17 protein-coding genes are annotated in these 19,973 nt (G+C 45.8%); 14 read left to right on the plus strand and 3 right to left on the minus strand.

Annotated features, from left to right (window positions below; all coding sequences use genetic code 11):
- The first annotated feature begins 25 nt into the window (after positions 1-25).
- The 3 genes from BTJ40_RS06065 to BTJ40_RS06075 all read left to right on the plus strand — a co-directional run bounded on the left by BTJ40_RS06065 (position 26) and on the right by BTJ40_RS06075 (position 5,280).
- The gene (locus BTJ40_RS06065) at positions 26-1,348 is read left to right on the plus strand and encodes an efflux RND transporter periplasmic adaptor subunit (protein ID WP_238152146.1); all 1,323 of its coding nucleotides are present in this window, start codon (positions 26-28) and stop codon (positions 1,346-1,348) included.
- A gap of 12 nt (positions 1,349-1,360) precedes the next feature.
- Positions 1,361-4,534, plus strand: a complete 3,174-nt coding sequence (locus BTJ40_RS06070; protein ID WP_108732246.1) for an efflux RND transporter permease subunit — start codon at positions 1,361-1,363, stop codon at positions 4,532-4,534.
- Between the two features lie 134 nt (positions 4,535-4,668).
- Positions 4,669-5,280: a CoA pyrophosphatase gene (locus BTJ40_RS06075; RefSeq protein WP_108732247.1), complete on the plus strand. Its 612-nt coding sequence runs from the start codon at positions 4,669-4,671 to the stop codon at positions 5,278-5,280.
- A gap of 50 nt (positions 5,281-5,330) precedes the next feature.
- On the opposite strand, the gene BTJ40_RS06080 is transcribed toward BTJ40_RS06075, so the two are convergent.
- The gene (locus BTJ40_RS06080) at positions 5,331-5,834 is read right to left on the minus strand and encodes a nuclear transport factor 2 family protein (protein ID WP_108732248.1); all 504 of its coding nucleotides are present in this window, start codon (positions 5,832-5,834) and stop codon (positions 5,331-5,333) included.
- 325 nt (positions 5,835-6,159) lie between these two features.
- Here BTJ40_RS06080 and BTJ40_RS06085 point away from each other — a divergent pair, with 325 nt between their 5' ends.
- Entirely contained in the window at positions 6,160-6,513 is a 354-nt protein-coding gene (locus tag BTJ40_RS06085; RefSeq protein WP_157953913.1) for a hypothetical protein, read from the plus strand.
- A gap of 411 nt (positions 6,514-6,924) precedes the next feature.
- Positions 6,925-7,680 carry a hypothetical protein gene (locus tag BTJ40_RS06090; protein WP_108732250.1) on the plus strand — a complete coding sequence of 252 codons (756 nt, stop codon included), beginning with the start codon at positions 6,925-6,927 and terminating at the stop codon, positions 7,678-7,680.
- Between the two features lie 55 nt (positions 7,681-7,735).
- Here the strand turns inward: BTJ40_RS06090 and BTJ40_RS06095 are convergent, their stop codons facing one another.
- On the minus strand, positions 7,736-8,623 hold the full coding sequence (locus BTJ40_RS06095) for a LysR family transcriptional regulator (RefSeq protein WP_108732251.1): 888 nt from the start codon (positions 8,621-8,623) through the stop codon (positions 7,736-7,738).
- A gap of 111 nt (positions 8,624-8,734) precedes the next feature.
- On the opposite strand from BTJ40_RS06095, the gene BTJ40_RS06100 reads away from it, so the two are divergent.
- The 9 genes from BTJ40_RS06100 to BTJ40_RS06140 all read left to right on the plus strand — a co-directional run bounded on the left by BTJ40_RS06100 (position 8,735) and on the right by BTJ40_RS06140 (position 18,163).
- Positions 8,735-9,112: an isochorismatase gene (locus tag BTJ40_RS06100; protein WP_108732252.1), complete on the plus strand. Its 378-nt coding sequence runs from the start codon at positions 8,735-8,737 to the stop codon at positions 9,110-9,112.
- Positions 9,113-9,123: 11 nt separating this feature from the next.
- Positions 9,124-10,035 carry an alpha/beta hydrolase gene (locus BTJ40_RS06105; protein WP_108732253.1) on the plus strand — a complete coding sequence of 304 codons (912 nt, stop codon included), beginning with the start codon at positions 9,124-9,126 and terminating at the stop codon, positions 10,033-10,035.
- Positions 10,036-10,454: 419 nt separating this feature from the next.
- Positions 10,455-10,865 (plus strand): hypothetical protein, encoded by a 411-nt coding sequence (locus BTJ40_RS06110; RefSeq protein ID WP_108732254.1) that lies wholly within the window; start codon positions 10,455-10,457, stop codon positions 10,863-10,865.
- A gap of 529 nt (positions 10,866-11,394) precedes the next feature.
- Positions 11,395-13,212: an ABC transporter ATP-binding protein/permease gene (locus BTJ40_RS06115; protein ID WP_108732255.1), complete on the plus strand. Its 1,818-nt coding sequence runs from the start codon at positions 11,395-11,397 to the stop codon at positions 13,210-13,212.
- A gap of 66 nt (positions 13,213-13,278) precedes the next feature.
- A complete protein-coding gene (locus tag BTJ40_RS06120; protein ID WP_108732256.1) occupies positions 13,279-15,000 on the plus strand; it encodes a Zn-dependent hydrolase in 1,722 nt (573 codons plus the stop codon).
- Between the two features lie 219 nt (positions 15,001-15,219).
- Positions 15,220-16,059 (plus strand): right-handed parallel beta-helix repeat-containing protein, encoded by an 840-nt coding sequence (locus BTJ40_RS06125; protein WP_108732257.1) that lies wholly within the window; start codon positions 15,220-15,222, stop codon positions 16,057-16,059.
- Between the two features lie 274 nt (positions 16,060-16,333).
- Positions 16,334-16,990: a glutathione S-transferase family protein gene (locus BTJ40_RS06130; protein ID WP_108732258.1), complete on the plus strand. Its 657-nt coding sequence runs from the start codon at positions 16,334-16,336 to the stop codon at positions 16,988-16,990.
- Positions 16,991-17,252: 262 nt separating this feature from the next.
- Positions 17,253-17,807: a hypothetical protein gene (locus BTJ40_RS06135; protein ID WP_108732259.1), complete on the plus strand. Its 555-nt coding sequence runs from the start codon at positions 17,253-17,255 to the stop codon at positions 17,805-17,807.
- Between the two features lie 20 nt (positions 17,808-17,827).
- Positions 17,828-18,163, plus strand: a complete 336-nt coding sequence (locus BTJ40_RS06140; RefSeq protein ID WP_108735190.1) for a YnfA family protein — start codon at positions 17,828-17,830, stop codon at positions 18,161-18,163.
- Between the two features lie 129 nt (positions 18,164-18,292).
- On the opposite strand, the gene BTJ40_RS06145 is transcribed toward BTJ40_RS06140, so the two are convergent.
- Positions 18,293-19,279, minus strand: coding sequence for an alpha/beta hydrolase (locus tag BTJ40_RS06145; RefSeq protein WP_108732260.1), 987 nt, complete (start codon positions 19,277-19,279; stop codon positions 18,293-18,295).
- Between the last annotated feature and the right edge of the window lie 694 nt (positions 19,280-19,973).

A 19,973-nucleotide genomic window follows, 5' to 3' on the forward strand; every position in this document is an offset into this window, starting at 1 on the left:
CGGTTGACGCCTATAGTTGTTAGTGATGTTGAAGTATAAAGGCGGTATCTACCCTGCGATGGCGCGTTTTTTTCTGTTTGGACTAGCGCTTCTTGTCCTTTGCGCTTGTGGTGGTAAAGGCGAAGAGGAAAAAGCGCCACCTCCCCCGCCAGTAGAAGTATTGGTTGTCAGGGAGGAACCTGTTATCCCCCGCTTTGAATTCGTCGGGCGGGTAGAAGCAACCGATGAGTATCAAGTCCGCCCACGAGTGCAAGGGTATATCCAGAGTCGCAATTTTACCGAAGGGGAAACCGTCCAAAAAGGACAGTTATTGTTTGAAATTGACCCGCGCCCTTTTATTGCCGAATTGGCGAATCAGCGCGCCACCCTGGAACAATCCCAGGCCTCCCTGAGAGTTGCTGAGAGGAACTTCCAGCGTGGCCGCCGCTTGGTGGCCACGGGGGCTATCAGCCAGGTACAGATGGATGAGCTTGAAGGTAACTTCGAGGAAGCGGAATCCCAGGTTGATGCTAATCGCGCCAAAGTTCAAAGTGCTGAACTGGACCTTTCCTATACCAAAGTCTATGCGCCATTGACCGGGAGAATTGGCCGCACAGATTTTCCGGTGGGTTCTCTGGTGGGGCCAAACTCTGACCCGCTCGCCACCATAGTAAAAATGGATCCTATTTACGTGCTGTTTGAAGTGCCTGAAGAGCAGCTTTATGCGGTGCAGGTGGATTCCCAGCGGCGGCAGCGAGAGGGTTTAAGCCCAACCCGCCTGGATGTACGTATTGAGTTACCCGACGGTAATTACTACCCCCATAAGGGCAAAATCGTATTTATCGATAATCAGATCGATCCCAATACCGGGTCGGTAGCGGTGCGCTCCCTGTTTCCCAACCCCGAGCAATTGTTAGTGCAGGGTCAGTTTGCCAGAGTGTCTATTAGCGTTTTTACGGGCAGTGATGCCCTTAGACCTCTGGTGCCCCAGTCGGCGGTTATGGAGGATATGCAGGGACGTTATGTCTTCGTTCTGGGCAAAGACAATATTGCTGAAAAGCGCTATCTGACCCTGGGGCAGAGGGAAGGGGAGTTGTGGGCTGTAGATCGGGGGCTCGCTGCAGGAGAGTCTGTGATCGTCAATGGATTACAGAGAGTCGTCGCGGGACAGCCGGTTACACCGCAAAACACACCAAGAGATCCGTACGATGTTGAAGCGCCACCGGCCCCGCCCGCCGAACGCAGCGGTACTCCCGCAACAGGTTCTGGCACTACAAATAATCAGGGTAAGAGGGATTTGCCGGTAACTGACGAGGGGGCAGTACCGGCAAGTCCTGAATCTGAGGGGCATGACGATGACTATAAATAGCTGTCGCTGCCTATGATCAGTGCTTTTTGTATCCGGCGGCCACGATTCGCCTTTGTTATATCCATACTGATCACCCTCGCTGGGATACTTTCCTTGCCACAATTACCGGTGGCGCAATTCCCTGAAATCACGCCAGCGACCATCAATGTCGCTGCCACATATGCCGGCGCCAGCGCTGAAGTAGTGCGCGATAGTGTGGCTGTGCCGATTGAATCGCAAGTTAATGGTGTGGAGGGCATGGACTATATGTCTTCCACCAGTGGCAACGATGGCTCCTACAGTCTCACCGTGACATTCAAGCCTGGCTACGACGATGATATCGCCCAGGTTAATGTACAAAACCGGGTGGAGCAGGCCACGCCCCAGCTTCCCGAGGATGTTAAACGGGATGGTGTGGTGGTTTCCAAGCAGAGTACCACGCTGTTACTGGTGGTGAATGTATTTTCTCCAGAAGAAAAGTTTGATGAATTGTTTCTGGCAAATTACGCCGAGATTTATTTAAAAGATGAATTGGCGCGGGTGCTGGGGGTGAGCAATGTTGTTATTTTTGGCTCGCGCAATTACGCCATGCGTCTCTGGCTCGACCCCAATCGAATGGCTTCGCTGGATGTCACTGCCCAGGATGTTATCTCTGCTGTGCAGGCACAGAACGTAGAGGTAGCTGCCGGTCAGATCGGAGCGCCACCGATCCGTCAAGATCAGCAGTTCCAATACAATATCCTGGTACAGGGGCGCTTGGTATCTCCCAGTGAATTTGAGGATATCACCATCCGCGCCAAGCCCGATGGCGCCATGGTAAAAGTCAAGGATGTAGCGCGGGTGGAATTGGGGAGTGAATCTTACGCTTCTTACGGGCAGTTAGATAACCAGGCTTCAGCAGTTATCGGGGTTTACCAGCTGCCTGAAGCGAATGCGATCGAAGTGGCAGATGGAATTAAAGCCAAAGTCGCGGAGCTGTCCAAGCGTTTTCCCGATGGATTGGAGGCTGAGATTCTTTACGACACCACCTTATTTGTGGAGGCTTCAATCAAGGAGGTGGTAGAAACCCTGATTATTGCCCTGATACTGGTAATACTCGTGGTTTTTTTGTTTCTGCAGGATTGGCGCTCCACACTGGTTCCGGCCATTGCTATTCCTGTATCTCTGATTGGTACTTTTGCCTTAATGCTGGCATTCGGGATGACGATTAATACCATTACGCTGTTTGCCTTGATCCTGGCGATTGGCATAGTGGTGGATGATGCGATTATTGTGGTGGAAAATACCCAGCGCTTAATGGCCGATGGCCTCCCGCCAAAAGAGGCAGCGCTGGAATCCATGCGCGAAGTTACCGGTCCGGTTATTGCCACCACCCTTGTCTTGTTTGCAGTTTTTGTTCCGGTGATGCTGATGCCGGGAATTACCGGGAAAATGTATCAGCAGTTTGCGGTTACTATTTCCATGGCGGTGGCCATTTCTTCCCTGAATGCACTCACTTTAAGTCCGGCGCTTTGTGCCAGTTTATTGAAGCCGAGCAAGGATGGAGAGGTGGCGGGCATTAAAGAGACCGGTATTTTTGGCTTCTTTAATAAATCCCTACATATCGCCACAGGGTTCTATGTGGGCATGGTGAGGGCTTGTATCAAAATACCGCTTATCGGTATTGCTTCAATACTTTTAATTTTATTGTTCTGTTTCTTACTTTTCACACGAATCCCCACCGGATTTATTCCAGATGAAGATCAGGGCACGTTTATGTTGCATGTGCAGCTGCCAGATGGATCTTCCCTGGAGCGAACCGGCCCAATAGTCAATCAGGTGACCGATATCCTGATGGAAGAGCCGGGTATGGCTCATGTGGTAGGTGTTCCCGGTTACAACCTGCTTACCAGCAGTGTTTCCTCTAACACGGCAATGATGTTCGCAGTACTAAAGCCCTGGGATAAGCGCACTAACAGGGAGGATAGCCAGTTTGCCATTATGAATCGGGTACAGAAGAAATTATCTGCGATTCCCGATGCGCAGGTAATGCCATTTGTGATTCCCCCACTTCCTGGTATTGGCACAGTTGGTGGTTTTGAATTTGTTCTTGAGGATTTACAGGGGCGCAGTATTACTGAGTTATCGCAGGTTTTATTTGACCTTTTGGGTAATGCCAACCAGCGCCGTGAAATTTCCCAGGCCTTTACCAGTTTTCAGGCGGCTACACCGCAACTGGAATTAAAGCTGGATAAAGAGAAAGCCCATGTGTTGGGAGTCCCCCTGCCGGATGTGTATTTAACCCTGCAAACCTTTTTGGGTGGTTATTACATTAATGACTTCAATTTGTATGGGAAAGTTTTTCGGGTAATCGCTCAGGCGGATGCACAGTTTCGCGATAAGGAAGAAAACCTGGCAGGCTTTTATGTTCGTGCCAATAGCGGTGGACTGGTACCGCTGACTTCAGTCTCCACTATTACCCCTGTTGTCGCACCGCAGACAATAACCCGTTACAACCTTTATAACAGCGTCACTATCAATGGTTCACCGGCACCGGGTTATTCCAGTGGCCAGGCAATGGATGCGATGGAAGACTTGGCATCAAAGTTGCCAGAAGGTTATGGGTACGAGTGGACAGGTATCAGCTTACAGGAGGTGACTGCGGGTAATCTGGCCCCAATCCTGTTCTCTTTGGCCGTTGTATTTGTCTACTTGTTTTTGGTCGCCCAATATGAAAGCTGGACTATTCCCTTCGCGGTGATGTTGTGTGTCCCTATTGCGATTGGTGGCGCGATGTTTACGGTATTTGTCGCGGGGTCTATCAACAATCTCTACACGCAGATCGGCTTGGTCCTGCTAATTGGTATGGCGGCAAAAAGTGCGATCCTGATCGTGGAGTTTGCCTGTGTGGAGCGCGATAAAGGCAGATCTATTGCACATGCAGCTGTGTCGGCGACTCGCCTTCGGTTCCGCGCAGTTTTGATGACAGCCATGTCGTTTATTTTAGGGGTAATTCCACTACTGGTTGCCACAGGCGCCGGAGCGGTGAGTCGGGTTTCCCTGGGACTGGTGGTGTTTGGAGGTATGTTGGCTGCGAGCCTGTTCGCTACTTTACTGGTTCCGGTGTATTACGGCTTGGTGCAAACGGTGCGGGAAAAGCTGAAAGGTGGCTATACCCCCAAAATTAATGAAGGCAAGGTCGAGAATGGTGGGTCTGAATCCACCTGACCACTGATAGTGGATTGTGTGGTAGGGTAGTAAGTCACAAAAGGATATTGTGGCATATCGCTCAGTGTTGCCGCTGGAAATCGGTATGATGAATGTTAAGGAGCCTCGCAGAGATCGGGGTAGGACAGAGATTTATGCTAGAGATTATTGAACACAAGATCGTAGGGCAAATCGAAGACTTGGAAGCGAAGGTCCCGGTGGGTCCCAACCTGCAAGGGCATGCTGCCGTGTTAATTGCCCTGACTGAAGAGCCGGACCCCCAGGTAATTCTCACCAAACGCTCTGCAAATCTCTCCACACATTCTGGCGAAGTCTCCTTGCCTGGGGGGCGTTGGGATGCTACCGATCCATCCCTTCAATTTACTGCCCTGCGCGAGGCTGAAGAGGAAGTCAGTCTGCCCATGGATGACGTGCGTGTTCTCGGCCCCCTTTGGCCCCGCACCACCCGCTGGCAGGTGCATGTAACCCCTTGGGTGGGGATAATTTCACCGGATATCCAGTTGTCTCCAAATCCTGGCGAACTGGATGCGGTTTTTCGAGTTCCCCTGTCATTTTTTCTTGCGGACCCGCGTATTCGCACTGATCGTATTATTATTGATAACCAGGCGATTTACCTGCCGGCTTACAGATATGAAGACTATGAAATCTGGGGCTTTACCGCAGGTGTCTTAACCGAATTCTTGGTGAAAATATTAGGGGCATCAATTGGGCGTCGTGATGACGTACCGCTGCGCGCACTCAATTAGCTCAAGTTTATTTGAGCGAGGTGCGTTTCTATTTATTGAAACTCCGGAACTTATTCCGCTACAGGTTCGCCAAGATCATTCCATGCATCCAGTAACAGGTTTATCAAATCGCGGGTAGTTGGATCGGCATTGAGAATTGGAAAATCGGGATCTTCAGGTAACCCGAATTCATCGGCACACCGGCTTTCGAATAGCCAATTGCCATCTATTTTGACCAATTTATCTTTGTACTCTGCTGCGAAAGCCACACGGTAGCCGGATCGAGTCGCAAGGATAACGACAGTGGAGGCTTTGCCTGAGGCCGACTGCCCGTCTTCCGAAATATGGTGCAGGGGAGAGCAGGTAATGTGCCGGCTTCCCAATTTACTGTGGATTGTTGCATAGCGCTCCAGTTTATCTCTTCCTTTTATCATACGGTTGCCGTTGATAAAGCGTCCATTAGGCGTAAATAATGATGCCCAACCATGAGAGTCATGGTTGTCGACGGTTAAGGTGTAGCGAGCAAGTAAATCACTAATTGCAAATCTATCTTTGAATAATTGCAATTCTTCCATCCCTCTGCCCCTCTTGTTGTCACGATTGAATACTAATGAGGATAGATTCTGCAGCTGGAATTGTAAGTGTATTTTTCTGTCCGGTGATCAATACAAATGTGACCCAAACTTAATAACAAACTGTTTAAGTATTTTCCCTGGAGAAGAGTAGAAGTGTTTTCTTGTGTAAAGTGAAGTAAAGCCAACCCTCAAAAGTCTTTGTCGTTTGGCGACTGATTCACGATTTTGGCCAGTCGCAGGATTTATTTGAGACGTAAGTACTAGATATGCTGTAAAGTTCTTATATTCTTAATTTTTCTATTCTATTAGTTATTGGATTGCTTGAATGAGATCTCTTTCTATTTTCTGTGTGTTGCTGGGAATCGGATTAATCCAGGCTTGTGCAATGTCTACTGTGCCTCCTAAGTATCAAGGTCAATGGGCTGGAACCCAGGAATCCTGTAACGCTTCTTCAGCGGCTGATTTAATGACCCTGGCAGACAACCGTATTCAGTTTACTGAGTCTTCAGGTCAATTGATGTCGGCTAATCAGAATGATGGCAATCTTCATTTAGTATTCAATATGCGGGGCGAAGGGGATGCCTGGAAGTCAGAGGAAGTTTACTCTCTTACTTCTGGCGGAAAAGTATTGGTGCGTTATACCAAAGATTCTACGCATAAGTACTTTCGCTGTAATTGATAAGCTTGGATAGACTGGCGTTTTCAGCTGAAGAGATATCAATAAAAAGTTCTGTAAGGTCCTAGGCTATACCTAGATTCTAAACTTCTTCGTAAAGCCTTTGAATGTGGACTTTAGATGTTTAAGTGACTGGTAGTCAGGTGCTGGTCACTTAAAGTGTCATTAAAATTGAAGAATTCCCTATCTGGCTCTAGCTACAAAACCTGGACTTCCTTCTCTTTTAAAGTAGGCGTTTTTTGAACTATTTATAAGCTTTCTATAATGTTTTTTAAATTTTGTATACACAAAAAAGCAAAAGGTAACTTTTTATTTTGTGAAAGACGTATCCTTTTTCCCACTCTGCAATTGAATCAGATCATTCTTGATTGTTAATCTGTGCGTAAGTTAATAGTTATTAGTAGAGATATGAACGTGAAGTTTGTCTGGTCTAACAGTCTTTTATTGTTACTTCTTGGAATAACTTTTATTTTGCCGACAGGTTGTAAATCTGAGTCGGAGTATAATAAGCAAATAAACGTACTGTTTATTGGTAATAGTTATACTGCCCCGCTGCCGCCTGTTATCAAGGAGATTTCCAGGGCAAACGGGGTTGATGTTAATATAAAATCTATCTCACCCGGAGGTTGGACCCTGAAGAAACATGCTGGTTCCGAAATTACTTTATCTGCGATACGTCAAAATGTCTGGGATTTTGTAGTGCTTCAGGAGCAGAGTCAGCTCCCATCTTTTTCCGATGCTCAACGTCAGGAGGAAGTGCTTCCTTATGCTGAAAAAATCTGTACTGAAATTTTTCTCTCGGGAGCTACACCATTATTATATTTGACTTGGGGGCGTAAAAATGGCGATATCCGGAATGTGCCAAATGATACGAGAAGTTTAATGCAGGAGCGTCTCACAGCGGGGTATCAGGATATAGCGGACCTGTGTGAGGCATCGATAGTACCTGTAGGCCAGGTATGGGAAAGCCTGAGTTCATCGTCTGATGCTATTAATTTATATGCACAGGATGGGAGCCACCCCAATGAAGAAGGTATTTTTCTGGCTTCACTTGTCTTTTCCCGTTACTTTAAGGGCGAGCCATTGGTGGTTTCTAGTAAATTTGACAGTCTGCCTGAAGAGATAGTTTTAAGACTCACTAAAATCACAAATAAAGCAAGCCTGGATTAAGAGCTGGGATAGTAGTTATTTTTTCAACCTGGAGTTGTAAACTGATTTCGCCTAATTATCCGGTTTCAGTACAATTCTGTAATTGAGCTTTAACGGCTTTAACAAATATTTGTACCTTTGCTGGCGGTCTTTTTGAAAATAGATGCATATAGTGAATGGGTGCTGCAGCGACCGATGTTATCGGACAAAGGATTCCGTTTTTTACTTTTTTTCGAGCGATAATATCAGGTAGCCGGGCAACTCCAATACCGGCTTCTGTTAACTGGACTATATCGTGAAGTGAGTTACAGCGTATTTTGGGGGTGGCTCTTACCTGAACCCCGCTTTGCAACTCATATTTCAGCGGCGAGCCCTGCCAATCATTGGAGATATGAGGCCAGTTTTCTAGTTCGGTAAGATCTGTAGGAACACCACATTGATTATCAATAAGCTGCGGGCTGGCGTAGAGGCTTTCACCTAGCAAACCCAGCTTTGAAATTTTAGCTGATTGAAGTTCAAGGTTGCCCACACGAATAGCCAGGTCTACCTGGGATTCGATTAAGTCCATTGGGGAATCATTGGCTAACAGCCTGATTTTTAAATGTGGATGCTGTTCTGCCAGCTTAATGATTGCTGGAACAATCACTGGCCCACACAGTGCGTGAGGAGCTGTCACCGATAATGAACCCGCCAATTTATCACTGCTATTCCTAAGGCCCGCTAATGCTGAGTTATAAATATCCTTAATCTCCCGGCAGTGGGCATAAAACTCTGAACCAGCCTCGGTGAGAGATAGGGACCGGGTACTACGGTAAAGTAACCGTGTGCCAATATCCGATTCCAAACGGGTAACTGCTTGGCTTACTGCCGACTTGGTGCGCTCCAGACGATCGGCTGCCAGTGTGAAGCTGCGCGCCTCAACCACAGCGAGGAATACCTGCATATCTTCCAGGCTTGGCTTCATTGTTTAATCTCACTAAACATTAATATCAACCAATGAGTATTTATCACAAGCTGTGTTATGGGGCAATCTATAGGCAGAAGATCGATACCTAGAGCAGAAGAGGATATAGAGATGAGCGACAGTTTGATCGAGAAAACAGAAGCTGCCAGCGAACAGTGGAAGTCTTACTTCAATAGTGGTAATGCCGCTGGCTGTGCGTCCATGTATGAAGAGCAGGCCCAGATGACCGCGAAACCGTTTGGAGTGTTTGAAGGCCGCAAGGATATCGAGGTTTTCTGGCAAAACCTGATTAATCAGGGATTCTCCGATATTACCTATATAGGCGCAAAGATCGAAGTTGTGGATGATATATCCACCGTGCTCTCAAGTAGTTGGAAAATGAATCACGCACAAGGAATTATTACTCGTGAACTCTGGGTCCTGCAGGAAGATGGCACTATGCGACTGCGAGATGATCAGTTTGAAGCTATTAACCCTAGTGAAAAGTAAGGACACTAACCGTGAATGAATTCTGGTATAGCTTTACCCGCGAAAAAACAGACGAACAATATAACCCTACACTGTGGACACGGCGTCTTCCCACAGAAGATTTGTTACCCGCTCATGTCGAATTTACCGGAAGTCTTAGTTCCGCTTACCGCAAGGCAGTAAGTAATGGTCTACACGCTGTCAATTTTGGGGAGGGTGACTTATCGGGCTCCATGGATATTTTCAGACCTGACGAAGTCCCTGAAAATGCCCCGATCGTAATATATATCCACGGAGGCTGGTGGCAGTGGTTTTCAAAAGAGCAGTTCTCCTTTTTGGCAGAGCCTTTTAATAAAAAAGGATTCGCGGTCTACATGCCGGGCTATCGTATGGCCCCGGATTGGAGGAACGATACCCCAATGGAGTCTATCGTCTTACAGATGCAGTGGGCAATGGCGACCATACTGAAAGAGGCCGAAGCAAAAGGTGCTCCATCTGTGTATCTAGTAGGGCATTCGGCAGGGGGGCAGCTGGTAGCACTGTTACACCAGACAGAATGGAGTCAGTTTGGTGTCTCTGCTTCTGCTCAGCATAAATTTAAGGGAGCTTTCTCTCTTGCAGGGCTGTTTGATATACGCCCTTTGGTGAACAGCTTTGTCAACGATACCATAAACATGACTATGGAATCCGCAGAGAAAGTCAGCCCTCAACTATTAGAGCCTGGTGTTGACACTTCTTCATGCCCCTTACATTTAATAGTGCCTGAATTTGATACTCCTGAGTTCTTTCGACAGACCAAAGAGTATCAAGAGAAAATGCTAAAAATGAATAACCCGTGTTATTTCAGGTTGGTAAATAATAGGGATCATCTCGACTTGTTGGAAAAACTGATAAACGACCAAGATGAAGTTATGAATTATATGATTAGTAATATGCAAGGGTAGTTTTAAGAAGCTATTTTGGGTTCTACTGCTGGAAAAAATTAATAAAATTTATTTATGTAATGATTCCTGTGATCTGGATAGGTCTCAGCTTTGCTGATTGAGGCTCTATTCAACATAAATCGTGCTATATATTTTTTCTGCCAGACCTTTTGGCATGATTCTTTAGGTTTCTAGTGTAATAAATTATTAACTGCCTCGACATATCCATACATCTTTTGGTGCCGGTAAATATCTATCAGGTTGATATATTTTTTTTAATGGTTCTTTCCAGGGGTTAAACATAAAGTTGATTTCGTTATCCAGAAAGAAGGCTGGTAAATTCAAATCTGTTTTCCGGCTTTGTTGGGTGGTAAATATCAGATCGTAAGTTTTCATCTTGTATGTGAGATTTAACTTTAATAAATTATGGAGGATTTAAGATGCCATTGGTGAATTTCTCTAGATTGGTGGTGCCCCGGGGGTTGAATGTTCCAACAGAGCAGGATTTTGAGGATGCAGTTGAGGGGTATATTGATGTTGAAGCTTTGGGAGCGTTAATTCCCCTGGGTACTCAGGACGTTTATGTCCCTGGTCCCAGAACATTTGCTGGATTTAAATATGAGTGGAGTTGCACCGCTTTCAGATGGTCTATCTGGGGGCATGGCCCAGATTCGAGAGCAAATCCTAATCATTTAGCTGCGCAAGAATGGACGCTAAGGGTTAGAAAAGGTAACAGATTTCTTACTTATGCTGAAGTTGGTCTTGGACCAGGTAGAACTACCTTTCCTGGAACTCGTTGGGTTAGGGGGAATAATGCACAATATTCCCATATTCCTCTTATGTTAACTTGATAGGTTGAATAACAAGTTATTTATATAGTGGCCCGCTGACTTAACTGGCGATGCTTAAAGCTTGGTTCAAGTGTGATATTTTTTATATCTTGAGATAGGCGGGCTTAATTAACTCTTCTTGGTGAAAAATAGATAAGGATTTCATTCTATATGCTTGGAAGTTGAGATTTCAGTATTGTTAACCCCCAGTGTATGAGGTTTGTCACTGTTAAACTATCCTAATAGATAAAAATTTCTGGGCGAGCAGGAAAGGTCATAAGTAGCTACTTTGCAATTAAAAATCGTACAAGTTTTATTGTTAAATTCATCTATAGCTGGACCTTAATTTCATAAAGCAAACTTCAGGATTCATAAAGTTTGGCTAATTGGGGGGGGAAGCAATATGATTAAAGGTATCGGGTCGCTGTGTCTTAGGTTAAAGGATAGGTCGTATAAGGAAATACATCACTTCCCCATTTGAGAGTAAGCGTCTATATAAATCTTGTCTACGAATTATAATAGGCGCCTATTTTTTCTTCCTGGATAGATTATGCCGAGACCCAAGTCCACTGTTTCACTGGATGAGGTGCACTGGGGTGCCCTGAAAACACTCTTTCCCTACTTACTGGAGTTTCGCCGTGCCGTGGTCTTGGCGGTACTCTGCCTGATTGGCGCCAAGGTTGCAGGCGTTACCCTGCCATTTTTGCTTAAGCATATTGTCGATGACCTGGATAGTGCAGGGGGCGTGGTCCAGGTGGTGGCACTACCTTTGGGCCTGCTTTTGGCCTATGGGGCTGTACGCTTTTCCAGCACCCTGTTTGGTGAGTTGCGTGACACCATTTTTGGCCGCGTTACCGAGCGAGCTCAGCGCAGGATAGGCCTGGAAGTATTCCAGCACTTGCACAAGCTGGACCTGGATTTTCACCTGAACCGCCGTACCGGTGGGCTCTCCCGGGATATTGAGCGGGGCAACAGTGGTATTGGCTTCCTGATGCGCTTTATGGTGTTCAATATTGTCCCCACCCTGGTTGAGATTGCTATGGTGGCCGGGCTGCTCTGGTGGAATTACAGTGGATTATTTGCGTTGCTGGTGTTGGCAGCGGTGATTATTTATATCGGTTTCTCTGTTGTGGCTACTGAATGGCGCACACGCTTTGTCAGGGAGTTGAACGAGGCAGAGTCACAGGCCAGCAGTCGTGCTGTTGATAGTTTGCTCAACTATGAGACAGTGAAATATTTTGCCAATGAACGACACGAATCCGGCCACTATGACCGGGAGCTGGCCAGCTGGGAGAAGGCTCGCCGAAAGAACAGGCTTTCCTTGTTTGGCCTGAACAGCGGACAGGCACTGATCATCGCCAGTGCCATGTGTGCGGCAATGGTTCTCGCTGCTGTGGGCGTTACGAAAGGAAACATGACTATCGGTGACTTTGTGCTGGTGAACGCCTTTATGATGCAGATTTTTATACCGCTGAATTTCCTCGGTTTTGTTTACAGGGAGATGAAGGGGGCACTGGCGAATATCGAGAAAATGTTTTCCCTGCTGACGGTTAAACCCGCGGTTGAAGATCTTCCCCAGGCGCCTGCCTTGGCAGTGATGGATGGGCGTATTGAGTTTGACAACGTCCAGTTCTGCTATAAGGGTAATCGCCAGATTCTTCAAGGAATCAGTTTTACGGTGGAGCCGCGCCAAAAGGTAGCAATTGTTGGCGCCAGCGGTGCAGGTAAGTCGACCCTATTCAAGCTTCTGTTCCGTTTCTATGATGCCAACAGCGGCTCAATTTTTATCGATGGACAGGATATTCGCAGTGTCTCCCAGGAATCGTTGCGCAGGGCTATCGGCGTGGTGCCACAGGATGCGGTGCTGTTCAACCAATCGATCAGGGACAACGTGCGCTATGGCTGTGTAGATGCCTCAGACGCAGAAGTGGATGAAGCGATCCGCCACGCCCATTTGGCAGACTTTGTCCAACAGTTACCGGAGGGGGCCGATACCCTGGTGGGTGAGCGAGGGCTCAAATTGTCGGGCGGTGAAAAGCAGCGGGTGGCTATAGCTCGCGCCTTGCTTAAAAAACCGCCAATCATGATTTTTGATGAGGCCACATCTTCTCTAGACAGCCACTCAGAGCAGGGCATAGTGGCATCCTTGCAGGATATTGCCCGGGAGCAGACCACGCTGGTCATAGCTCACCGTCTCTCGACCATTGTGGATGCGGACTGCATTCTGGTAATGGACCAGGGGGGAATAGTCGAACAGGGCGCTCACCGTGAGTTAATGCAGGCTGGGGGGCACTATGCAGCCCTATGGCGTATACAGCAGCAGGAGCATGGCGCTGAGGCGCAAGCGGCTGAGCTACCCACGCCTTGACGGTTGATAAATCCCTGCAGCCAGACTAATGTGGCGCCGATACAAAAAAATGATAGGCAGAGCGATATGACCATTCCTTTTCAGGCTACCAAGATAGCGGCAGCGGTGCTGGCACTGGCCCTTGTTGGCGCTTGTTCCAAAAAAGAGCAGCAAACCGAAGAAGTTGCCAAAGCGGAGGCCGAGGCCCAGATTGTAGAGTCTAAGACTGTACCTGTGCCCTCAGGCCAAAAGGTAGAGGATGCCGACAAGCGTTTTGATATCTACGTACCTGTCGAGCTTACCGCAAACCTGAGTGGTCTCACTGATAACCAGCGCAAAATGATTGGCCTGTTGATCGATGCCAGCCAGATTATGGACCGCTTGTTCTGGTTGCAATCCTACGGCCCGGCTGAAGAGCTGCTGCCGGATATTGAGGACAATCGTGCTCGCAAGTTTGCCGATATCAACTACGGTCCCTGGGACCGCCTCAACGACAATAAGCCGTTTATTGTTGGCTATGGGGATAAGCCCCTGGGTGCGAACTTTTACCCAGCGGATATGACCCGTGAAGAGTTCGAAAACTGGGACCAGGCGGGTAAAGACGGCCTGTACTCCCTGGTGCGTCGCAATGATTCCGGCGGTCTTGAGTTATTGCCCTATAGCGAAGCCTACAATGCAGACCTGAATAAGGCGGCCAGTATCCTTCGTCAAGCGGCTGAGCTGGCGGAAAGCAAAGAGTTTTCACGTTATCTCACTATGCGTGCCGATGCGCTTCTCTCCGACAATTTCCGCCCCAGTGATATGGCCTGGATGGACATGAAGGAGAACGATATCGATGTAGTGATTGGTCCTATTGAAAACTATGAAGACCAGTTGTTTGCCTATCGTACCGCCTACGAATCCTATGTACTTTTGAAAGATAAAGAGTGGAGTAAAAAACTGGCCAAATTTGCCGCTCTTTTACCCGAGCTGCAAAAGGGTTTACCGGTAGAGGAAAAATATAAATCCGAAGAGCCCGGTACTGACTCAGACCTGAATGCTTACGATGTACTTTTCTATGCAGGCCACAGTAACGCCGGTTCCAAGACCATTGCCATTAACCTTCCTAATGATGAGGAAGTACAGCTGGCCAAAGGCACTCGCCGTTTGCAGCTGAAAAATGCAATGCAGGCTAAATTTGACAAGATTCTGGTGCCGATCAGCGATGTATTGATTGCTGAAGATCAGCGTAAGAATATTACCTTCCCAGCGTTCTTTGCCAACACTATGTTCCACGAAGTGGCCCATGGTTTGGGAATTAAAAAGACCGTAGAAGGTGGAGCTAACGTCCGCCAGGCCCTGAAGGAAACCTCTTCTGCACTGGAAGAAGGCAAGGCTGATATCCTCGGCTTATATATGGTTACTCGCCTGCATGAAAAAGGTGAGTTGGAAGAAGGCCAGCTGATGGATAACTATGTCACCTTCCTGGCTGGTATTTTCCGCAGTGTGCGATTTGGTGCGGCCAGTGCTCATGGTAAGGCCAATATGATGCGCTTTAACTACTTCAAGGAGCAGGGCGCCTTCACTCGTGACCCGAAGACGGGTCAATACAGTGTTGACTTTGAAAAGATGCAACAGGCAATGACCAACCTGTCTCGCCTGATCATTACGATCCAGGGAGATGGTGATTATGAAAAGGCCAAGTCACTGCTGGAAACCAAAGGGGTAATTGGCCCCGAATTACAGGCTGATCTGGATCGTCTGGCTGAGGCCAATATTCCGGTTGATGTTACCTTTATCCAGGGTAAAGAAGTACTGGGCCTGAAATAAGTCTTTAGCCTTATATTTCGAATAAAAACCCGGCTTATGCCGGGTTTTTTGTCTAAATTTTTGTATCTTTTCTATTTGTTATCTTACCTGCCGATATCCGCAAAGTACTTTAGGTACTTTTTCTTATGGCGGAACTAATATTTACGTCCAAACTAAGAAGGCAATTAGTATCCCGCTGCCGGGGCATATCATTGTGTTTTAAATTAATAGGAATGAGATATGGATATCAAGCAGATTTTATATAAGGGCACGCTATTGACAGCAATGGGGTTCTACGCCATCTCATATACACCGAGCGTTGTGGCGGATGTAGCTTGCGGTGATGTTATTACAACCGCAGAAGTTCTTACACAGGACTTATCCTGTGACTTAACCACTAGTGAGCCTGACGCTCTTACAATAGTGGGCCCTGAAGGTAGTCTGGATATGGGGGATTTTTCAGTGACCTGCGCTACAGGCGTGGGGTCTGGTAGTGCTGGAATACGTATCTTGGGCCAGGGTGCGGTATTGACTGGTGGTACCATTGATGGATGTTATGACAATATTTTTATAGAGGGTGTGGGTTATCACACGGTCATCGGAACTGAACTTATTAATAGTGTTGACGATGGTATTGATATTGATAGTGTCTTTAACATTATTAATGGATGCACAATTACCAATAGTGGTCGGGTGGGTGTTGATATGGATGATGACTTCAATACATTCTCTTTTTGTACCGTAACGGGGAGTGTTTCTGATGGAATTCAGATAGATGACAGCTTTTCAAGTGTGTTTAATAATATATCCACCGACAATGGTGGAGCAGGAATCCTGATCGAAGGTTCATCCAATAATGTCATCTCCCAAAATATAGCAACAGATAATGGAGATGGAGATGTTGCTGATGGTGGTATCGTATTGGAATCCACTGTCTCAACTAATAATATTGTTACTGGAAATACCGCTTCAGGTAATGATCCATTTGACTTGAACGATAGGGTCGATCCTAATTGTAGTGGCACCAACACTTGGTATGCTAATGATGCCGTTACTAAAAATCCGAGCTGCCTAGATTGAGTTTTTGGCGATTTGCGAAATTTAAGTTGTATCTCTTAGGCGATTCATTTGAATAGTGAGAGTTAGCTTTAATTTGAGTCGCCATTTAATTTCCTCCAGGTTTGTGAAGAGACTCAAAAAAATAGCTGTTTGCGATGAATCATCTATGACTATGAACTGCAGTACAGTTAATACGCAATAAATTTGGTGCTATATTCTAATTGTTTGACTGTTAAGCAGTATAATTTAAGCTCTAAATTGATCAATATAATTCAACTATAACAATGGATTGATTATGTCTCGTGTTCTGTACTCGGGTACTAAAAATGCATCCACCTGGGCCTTCAGGGCTTGGCTGGCATTGCGTGAACAGGATATTCAATTTGAGGAAGTGGTCGTAGACATTCGTCGGCCACAGCGATTCCAGAACTTACAGCGTATTGGTGAGCTATCCCCTGCGAGGTCAGTCCCCGTACTGGAAGAGGGGGAGATAATTATCTTTGATTCCCTGGCCATTATGGAATACGCCAATGATATTGGCACTGGTGATCTGCTACCTAAAGAGTCGTTGTTGCGAGCACGAGCTCGAGCCATGCTCTCTTGGCAGCACTCCGGATTGTCGGGACTGTGCTCACGTCTCTCTTTTGAAAGTGCATTTTATCCAGATAAACGCCCAATGACACCTGAAGAAGAGATGGACGCGGAGCGTCTGTTTGCCGCCTGGGAAGGGGAGATTGAACAAAATGGTGGACCCTATCTGATGGGGAATCTGTCCCTGGCGGATCTGGCCTTTGTACCAACGGTGATAAGGATTTACTCACACTCCCCAAACTTGAAACCCTGGCCACTTACTCAGCAGTGGATAGAGCGTTTGCTGGCACGCCAGAGTGTCAAGGAATGGATGTCAGAGGCCACTGAATTACCTCCAGTAATACTATCGGATTATCGATAGGCTCTAATTTTAATCGAGGCTGGGATTCCAGTTACTAAAACTATTGGGTGAAGCTGTTCCTGCTTCACCTTTTTCACTATGAATGGCGTAAATTACTCGAAAAAAGAAGCAGTTTACGCATTTTTTAGCTAGAGAAAGTTTCAAGCGCAATCACTGGCAAATAGTGATGCCAATGAGGTCTAAACTGTGCTGGGTTAACCAGTGCGCCAGTTGATGTTTGAGGCGATCAATTTATTAAATATTAAGGATAATATTTAGAGCAATGAAAAGATTAGCCTTCGGTCTGTGTTTCTTATTGAGTAGCGGTGTACAGGCTTCATGTCACTTGGAAGAATATGAGCGCTTTATCAATACGCAGAGTTTGGTGATGCTTGAGGCGTCGGTAAAGCTTTTTGAGGAGGATAAAGAAAAGTTTAAAATCATTAAACCGTTTGTAAAGCTGGAAGTACGCAATAACAAGCTCAAGGTCTATGTGGCGAAGAAATTGAGCGAAAAGGATTCCTCCGTTCTTAATCTCGAAGGGCCAATTGCAAATTATGTTCCCAGTGTGTCTGTACAAATTATGCCAGATGGATCTATTCGAGACAAAGTTGATTTGGCAATGTCAGACGATGTTTTCTATCGTACAGAGAAAACGGCCATGGCCCCGCTGCAAAGTTTGTATCTTTTTCATGAGGGAATGGGTGAGGTAGAAAAGAAAAATTTCATGCGAGCAAGAAATTCCCTAAGTAAACATATGGAAAGCATCGAACAGTTCTCTTATATGAAACGTGCATTTACAATGCGCCTAGAGAATGTTTGCAAGGTGACCGGTTGAATATTTCGTCATCTATGTTGATGTTTGAAATAAAAACTATAGCTTTATTTCTGGCTACGGCTGTTGCTGAGATAATAGGTTGTTATATGGCCTATTTGTGGTTGAAACAGGATAAAAGTATCTGGTTGTTAGTGCCTGGCGGTATCAGTTTGGCAATATTTGCCTGGCTGTTGACGTTACACCCGGCCCCTGCGGGCCGGGTATATGCCGCTTATGGAGGAATCTATATCTTTTCCTCAATAATCTGGTTGTGGTTGGTAAACGGAGTTAAGCCTACGGTTTGGGATATTAGTGGCGCAACAGTGGCGATGTTGGGAATGGCTATTATTATGTTTTCGCCAAGGCAAATGGAATAGGTTACTTCTACCATTGGATACAATTATTTACTGTTTTAGATTTAAATAGTCTTTATATTCAATATAATTTTCTTTAGGTTGCTCTTCGAGGTTTTTGGAGGATATCGCTATTTGATAACCTGTCCAAACTTATTGGGCTAATTCATTCAGCCATTGAAGTATCACTTTATGCTCAGCATTCCCAATGGTAGCCATGCTGGGGTGATTCCTATCAGAAATTTCACAGACCTGGATATTGGCTTTATCTAGCCCTTTGTAGTTGCTGGACGGGGCGATTCGGTCCGCAGGTGAAGAGAGTAATAGTATAGGGAGCTCAGAGGAGTTAAGCAGAGGTAATATATTGGTATCACCTGGTTCGATACCAGCTTTCGTTAAAGCCAAATTCGCACCTTGACGAACATCTTTCTCGGGTATTATCAGGCTAAGTATAGGGTGATTAAGTCTGCTATAATTGTAGAGAGCCTGATCGAATGGAACCATGGGTGCCAGTAAAATAATTCCATCTATATCAGTCCGCAAGGCTGAGAGATAAAGGGCGGTCAGTGCACCCATAGAGTTTCCAACGATATAGATGTGATCATTTTTTATTTCTTTCTTAGTAATTAGGTTGTCTACCAATTCGTTGATAATGGTGCTGTCACCCACACCATATTTCTTGTTACCACTCGATTCACCATGACCAAGAAGGTCTGGCACTATTACTCGATATCCGAGAAAACGAAAATACAGTGCAGAGTGTAACATGAATTCTTTAGATGATCGGAATCCATGTAAAAGAATCACAGTGCCAGTATGGTCTTTCCTGATTGAATCCCTTTGTAGTTCAAGTCTGACGACACTCTTTCTATCATGAGTATCAAATTCAATAGAGTAGTGAAGGCTGTCCTGATGTAAAGGTGAAGCATAATAATAGGTAATACAGTTTCCATTGTTATCGGTGCAGTACTTTCCTTTTTTAAAGCCCAGTTCATTTATTTCTTTACTGGTGATTGTTCTGTCGAAAGGAAAGCTTTCAGAGTTTTCTATAAGCTTGGCAATCCTTTGTGAGCAGGCCGACATAGTCAAGCATGCTGTAATAACGGCAAATATCGTATTTAGCTTGATAGCGCTTTTCACTCTAAGGCTATGTCCTATGGGTGAATTAATTTAAGGTGAAATATCTCAATAAGGTTAGTTTTTGCTGGATATAGTGTCAATAAGTCAAGAAGGTAAACTGAAAGTTTATTTGTCGTATATATCTTTTAAGTTGTGCGTGTTTTGTTAGTTTAGGTTGGATGTTTTTTTGAATTTTTTCAATGGCTTTTAACGTGGGTGGCTGAAAAATAGTGTCAAAATGAGAGCTTAAAGTGTTCTTTTAATTGCTAAGCCGATGCAGATTGTATATGTGAGTTTAGTTAGATTTGACAAGTGTTGTGTTCTGCTAAATATGGATACTAATTAAGGGTAAAGTTGCCATCGAAAATATAGATGTTCAATGAGTAGATGACGTCGATCCTTTTATCTTGAATTTAAATTAGATGTTGCCTACTTGGTAGTAGTGCAGGGGTTATTCAATCGCCAAAGCAACCCGATTCCTGGAGCAGTTATCCGTCGTTGGATGAAGGAGCTAGAGGCAGAGCTAGGTGTAGAGACGTCTACTCCATTATTTGGTTCTCTGCTTAATTCTCTTTTCTTTAAGATGATCTATAAATTCGTAGTCCCCTTGGCGTATATTAAAAATAAGCTCCACACTAAATTCCTATTTTATTGGGAATAATTTCTCATGGCTCTTTCGTGGCGCTGGATCAAAATATCCTAGGCATGGTCCCAG

This window comes from Microbulbifer sp. A4B17 (assembly GCF_003076275.1).
Classification (GTDB): Bacteria; Pseudomonadota; Gammaproteobacteria; order Pseudomonadales; family Cellvibrionaceae; genus Microbulbifer.

Bases quoted from the DNA above. Each gene is read 5' to 3' on its own strand.
- BTJ40_RS06080 (WP_108732248.1), bottom strand. From the start codon at position 5,834: ATGGAAGAATTGCAATTATTCAAAGATAGATTTGCAATTAGTGATTTA.
- BTJ40_RS06065 (WP_238152146.1), top strand. From the start codon at position 26: ATGTTGAAGTATAAAGGCGGTATCTACCCTGCGATGGCGCGTTTTTTT.
- BTJ40_RS06135 (WP_108732259.1), top strand. From the start codon at position 17,253: ATGAAAAGATTAGCCTTCGGTCTGTGTTTCTTATTGAGTAGCGGTGTA.
- BTJ40_RS06075 (WP_108732247.1), top strand. From the start codon at position 4,669: ATGCTAGAGATTATTGAACACAAGATCGTAGGGCAAATCGAAGACTTG.
- BTJ40_RS06115 (WP_108732255.1), top strand. From the start codon at position 11,395: ATGCCGAGACCCAAGTCCACTGTTTCACTGGATGAGGTGCACTGGGGT.
- BTJ40_RS06100 (WP_108732252.1), top strand. From the start codon at position 8,735: ATGAGCGACAGTTTGATCGAGAAAACAGAAGCTGCCAGCGAACAGTGG.
- BTJ40_RS06130 (WP_108732258.1), top strand. From the start codon at position 16,334: ATGTCTCGTGTTCTGTACTCGGGTACTAAAAATGCATCCACCTGGGCC.
- BTJ40_RS06120 (WP_108732256.1), top strand. From the start codon at position 13,279: ATGACCATTCCTTTTCAGGCTACCAAGATAGCGGCAGCGGTGCTGGCA.
- BTJ40_RS06125 (WP_108732257.1), top strand. From the start codon at position 15,220: ATGGATATCAAGCAGATTTTATATAAGGGCACGCTATTGACAGCAATG.
- BTJ40_RS06140 (WP_108735190.1), top strand. From the start codon at position 17,828: ATGTTTGAAATAAAAACTATAGCTTTATTTCTGGCTACGGCTGTTGCT.
- BTJ40_RS06070 (WP_108732246.1), top strand. From the start codon at position 1,361: ATGATCAGTGCTTTTTGTATCCGGCGGCCACGATTCGCCTTTGTTATA.
- BTJ40_RS06085 (WP_157953913.1), top strand. From the start codon at position 6,160: ATGAGATCTCTTTCTATTTTCTGTGTGTTGCTGGGAATCGGATTAATC.
- BTJ40_RS06095 (WP_108732251.1), bottom strand. From the start codon at position 8,623: ATGAAGCCAAGCCTGGAAGATATGCAGGTATTCCTCGCTGTGGTTGAG.
- BTJ40_RS06110 (WP_108732254.1), top strand. From the start codon at position 10,455: ATGCCATTGGTGAATTTCTCTAGATTGGTGGTGCCCCGGGGGTTGAAT.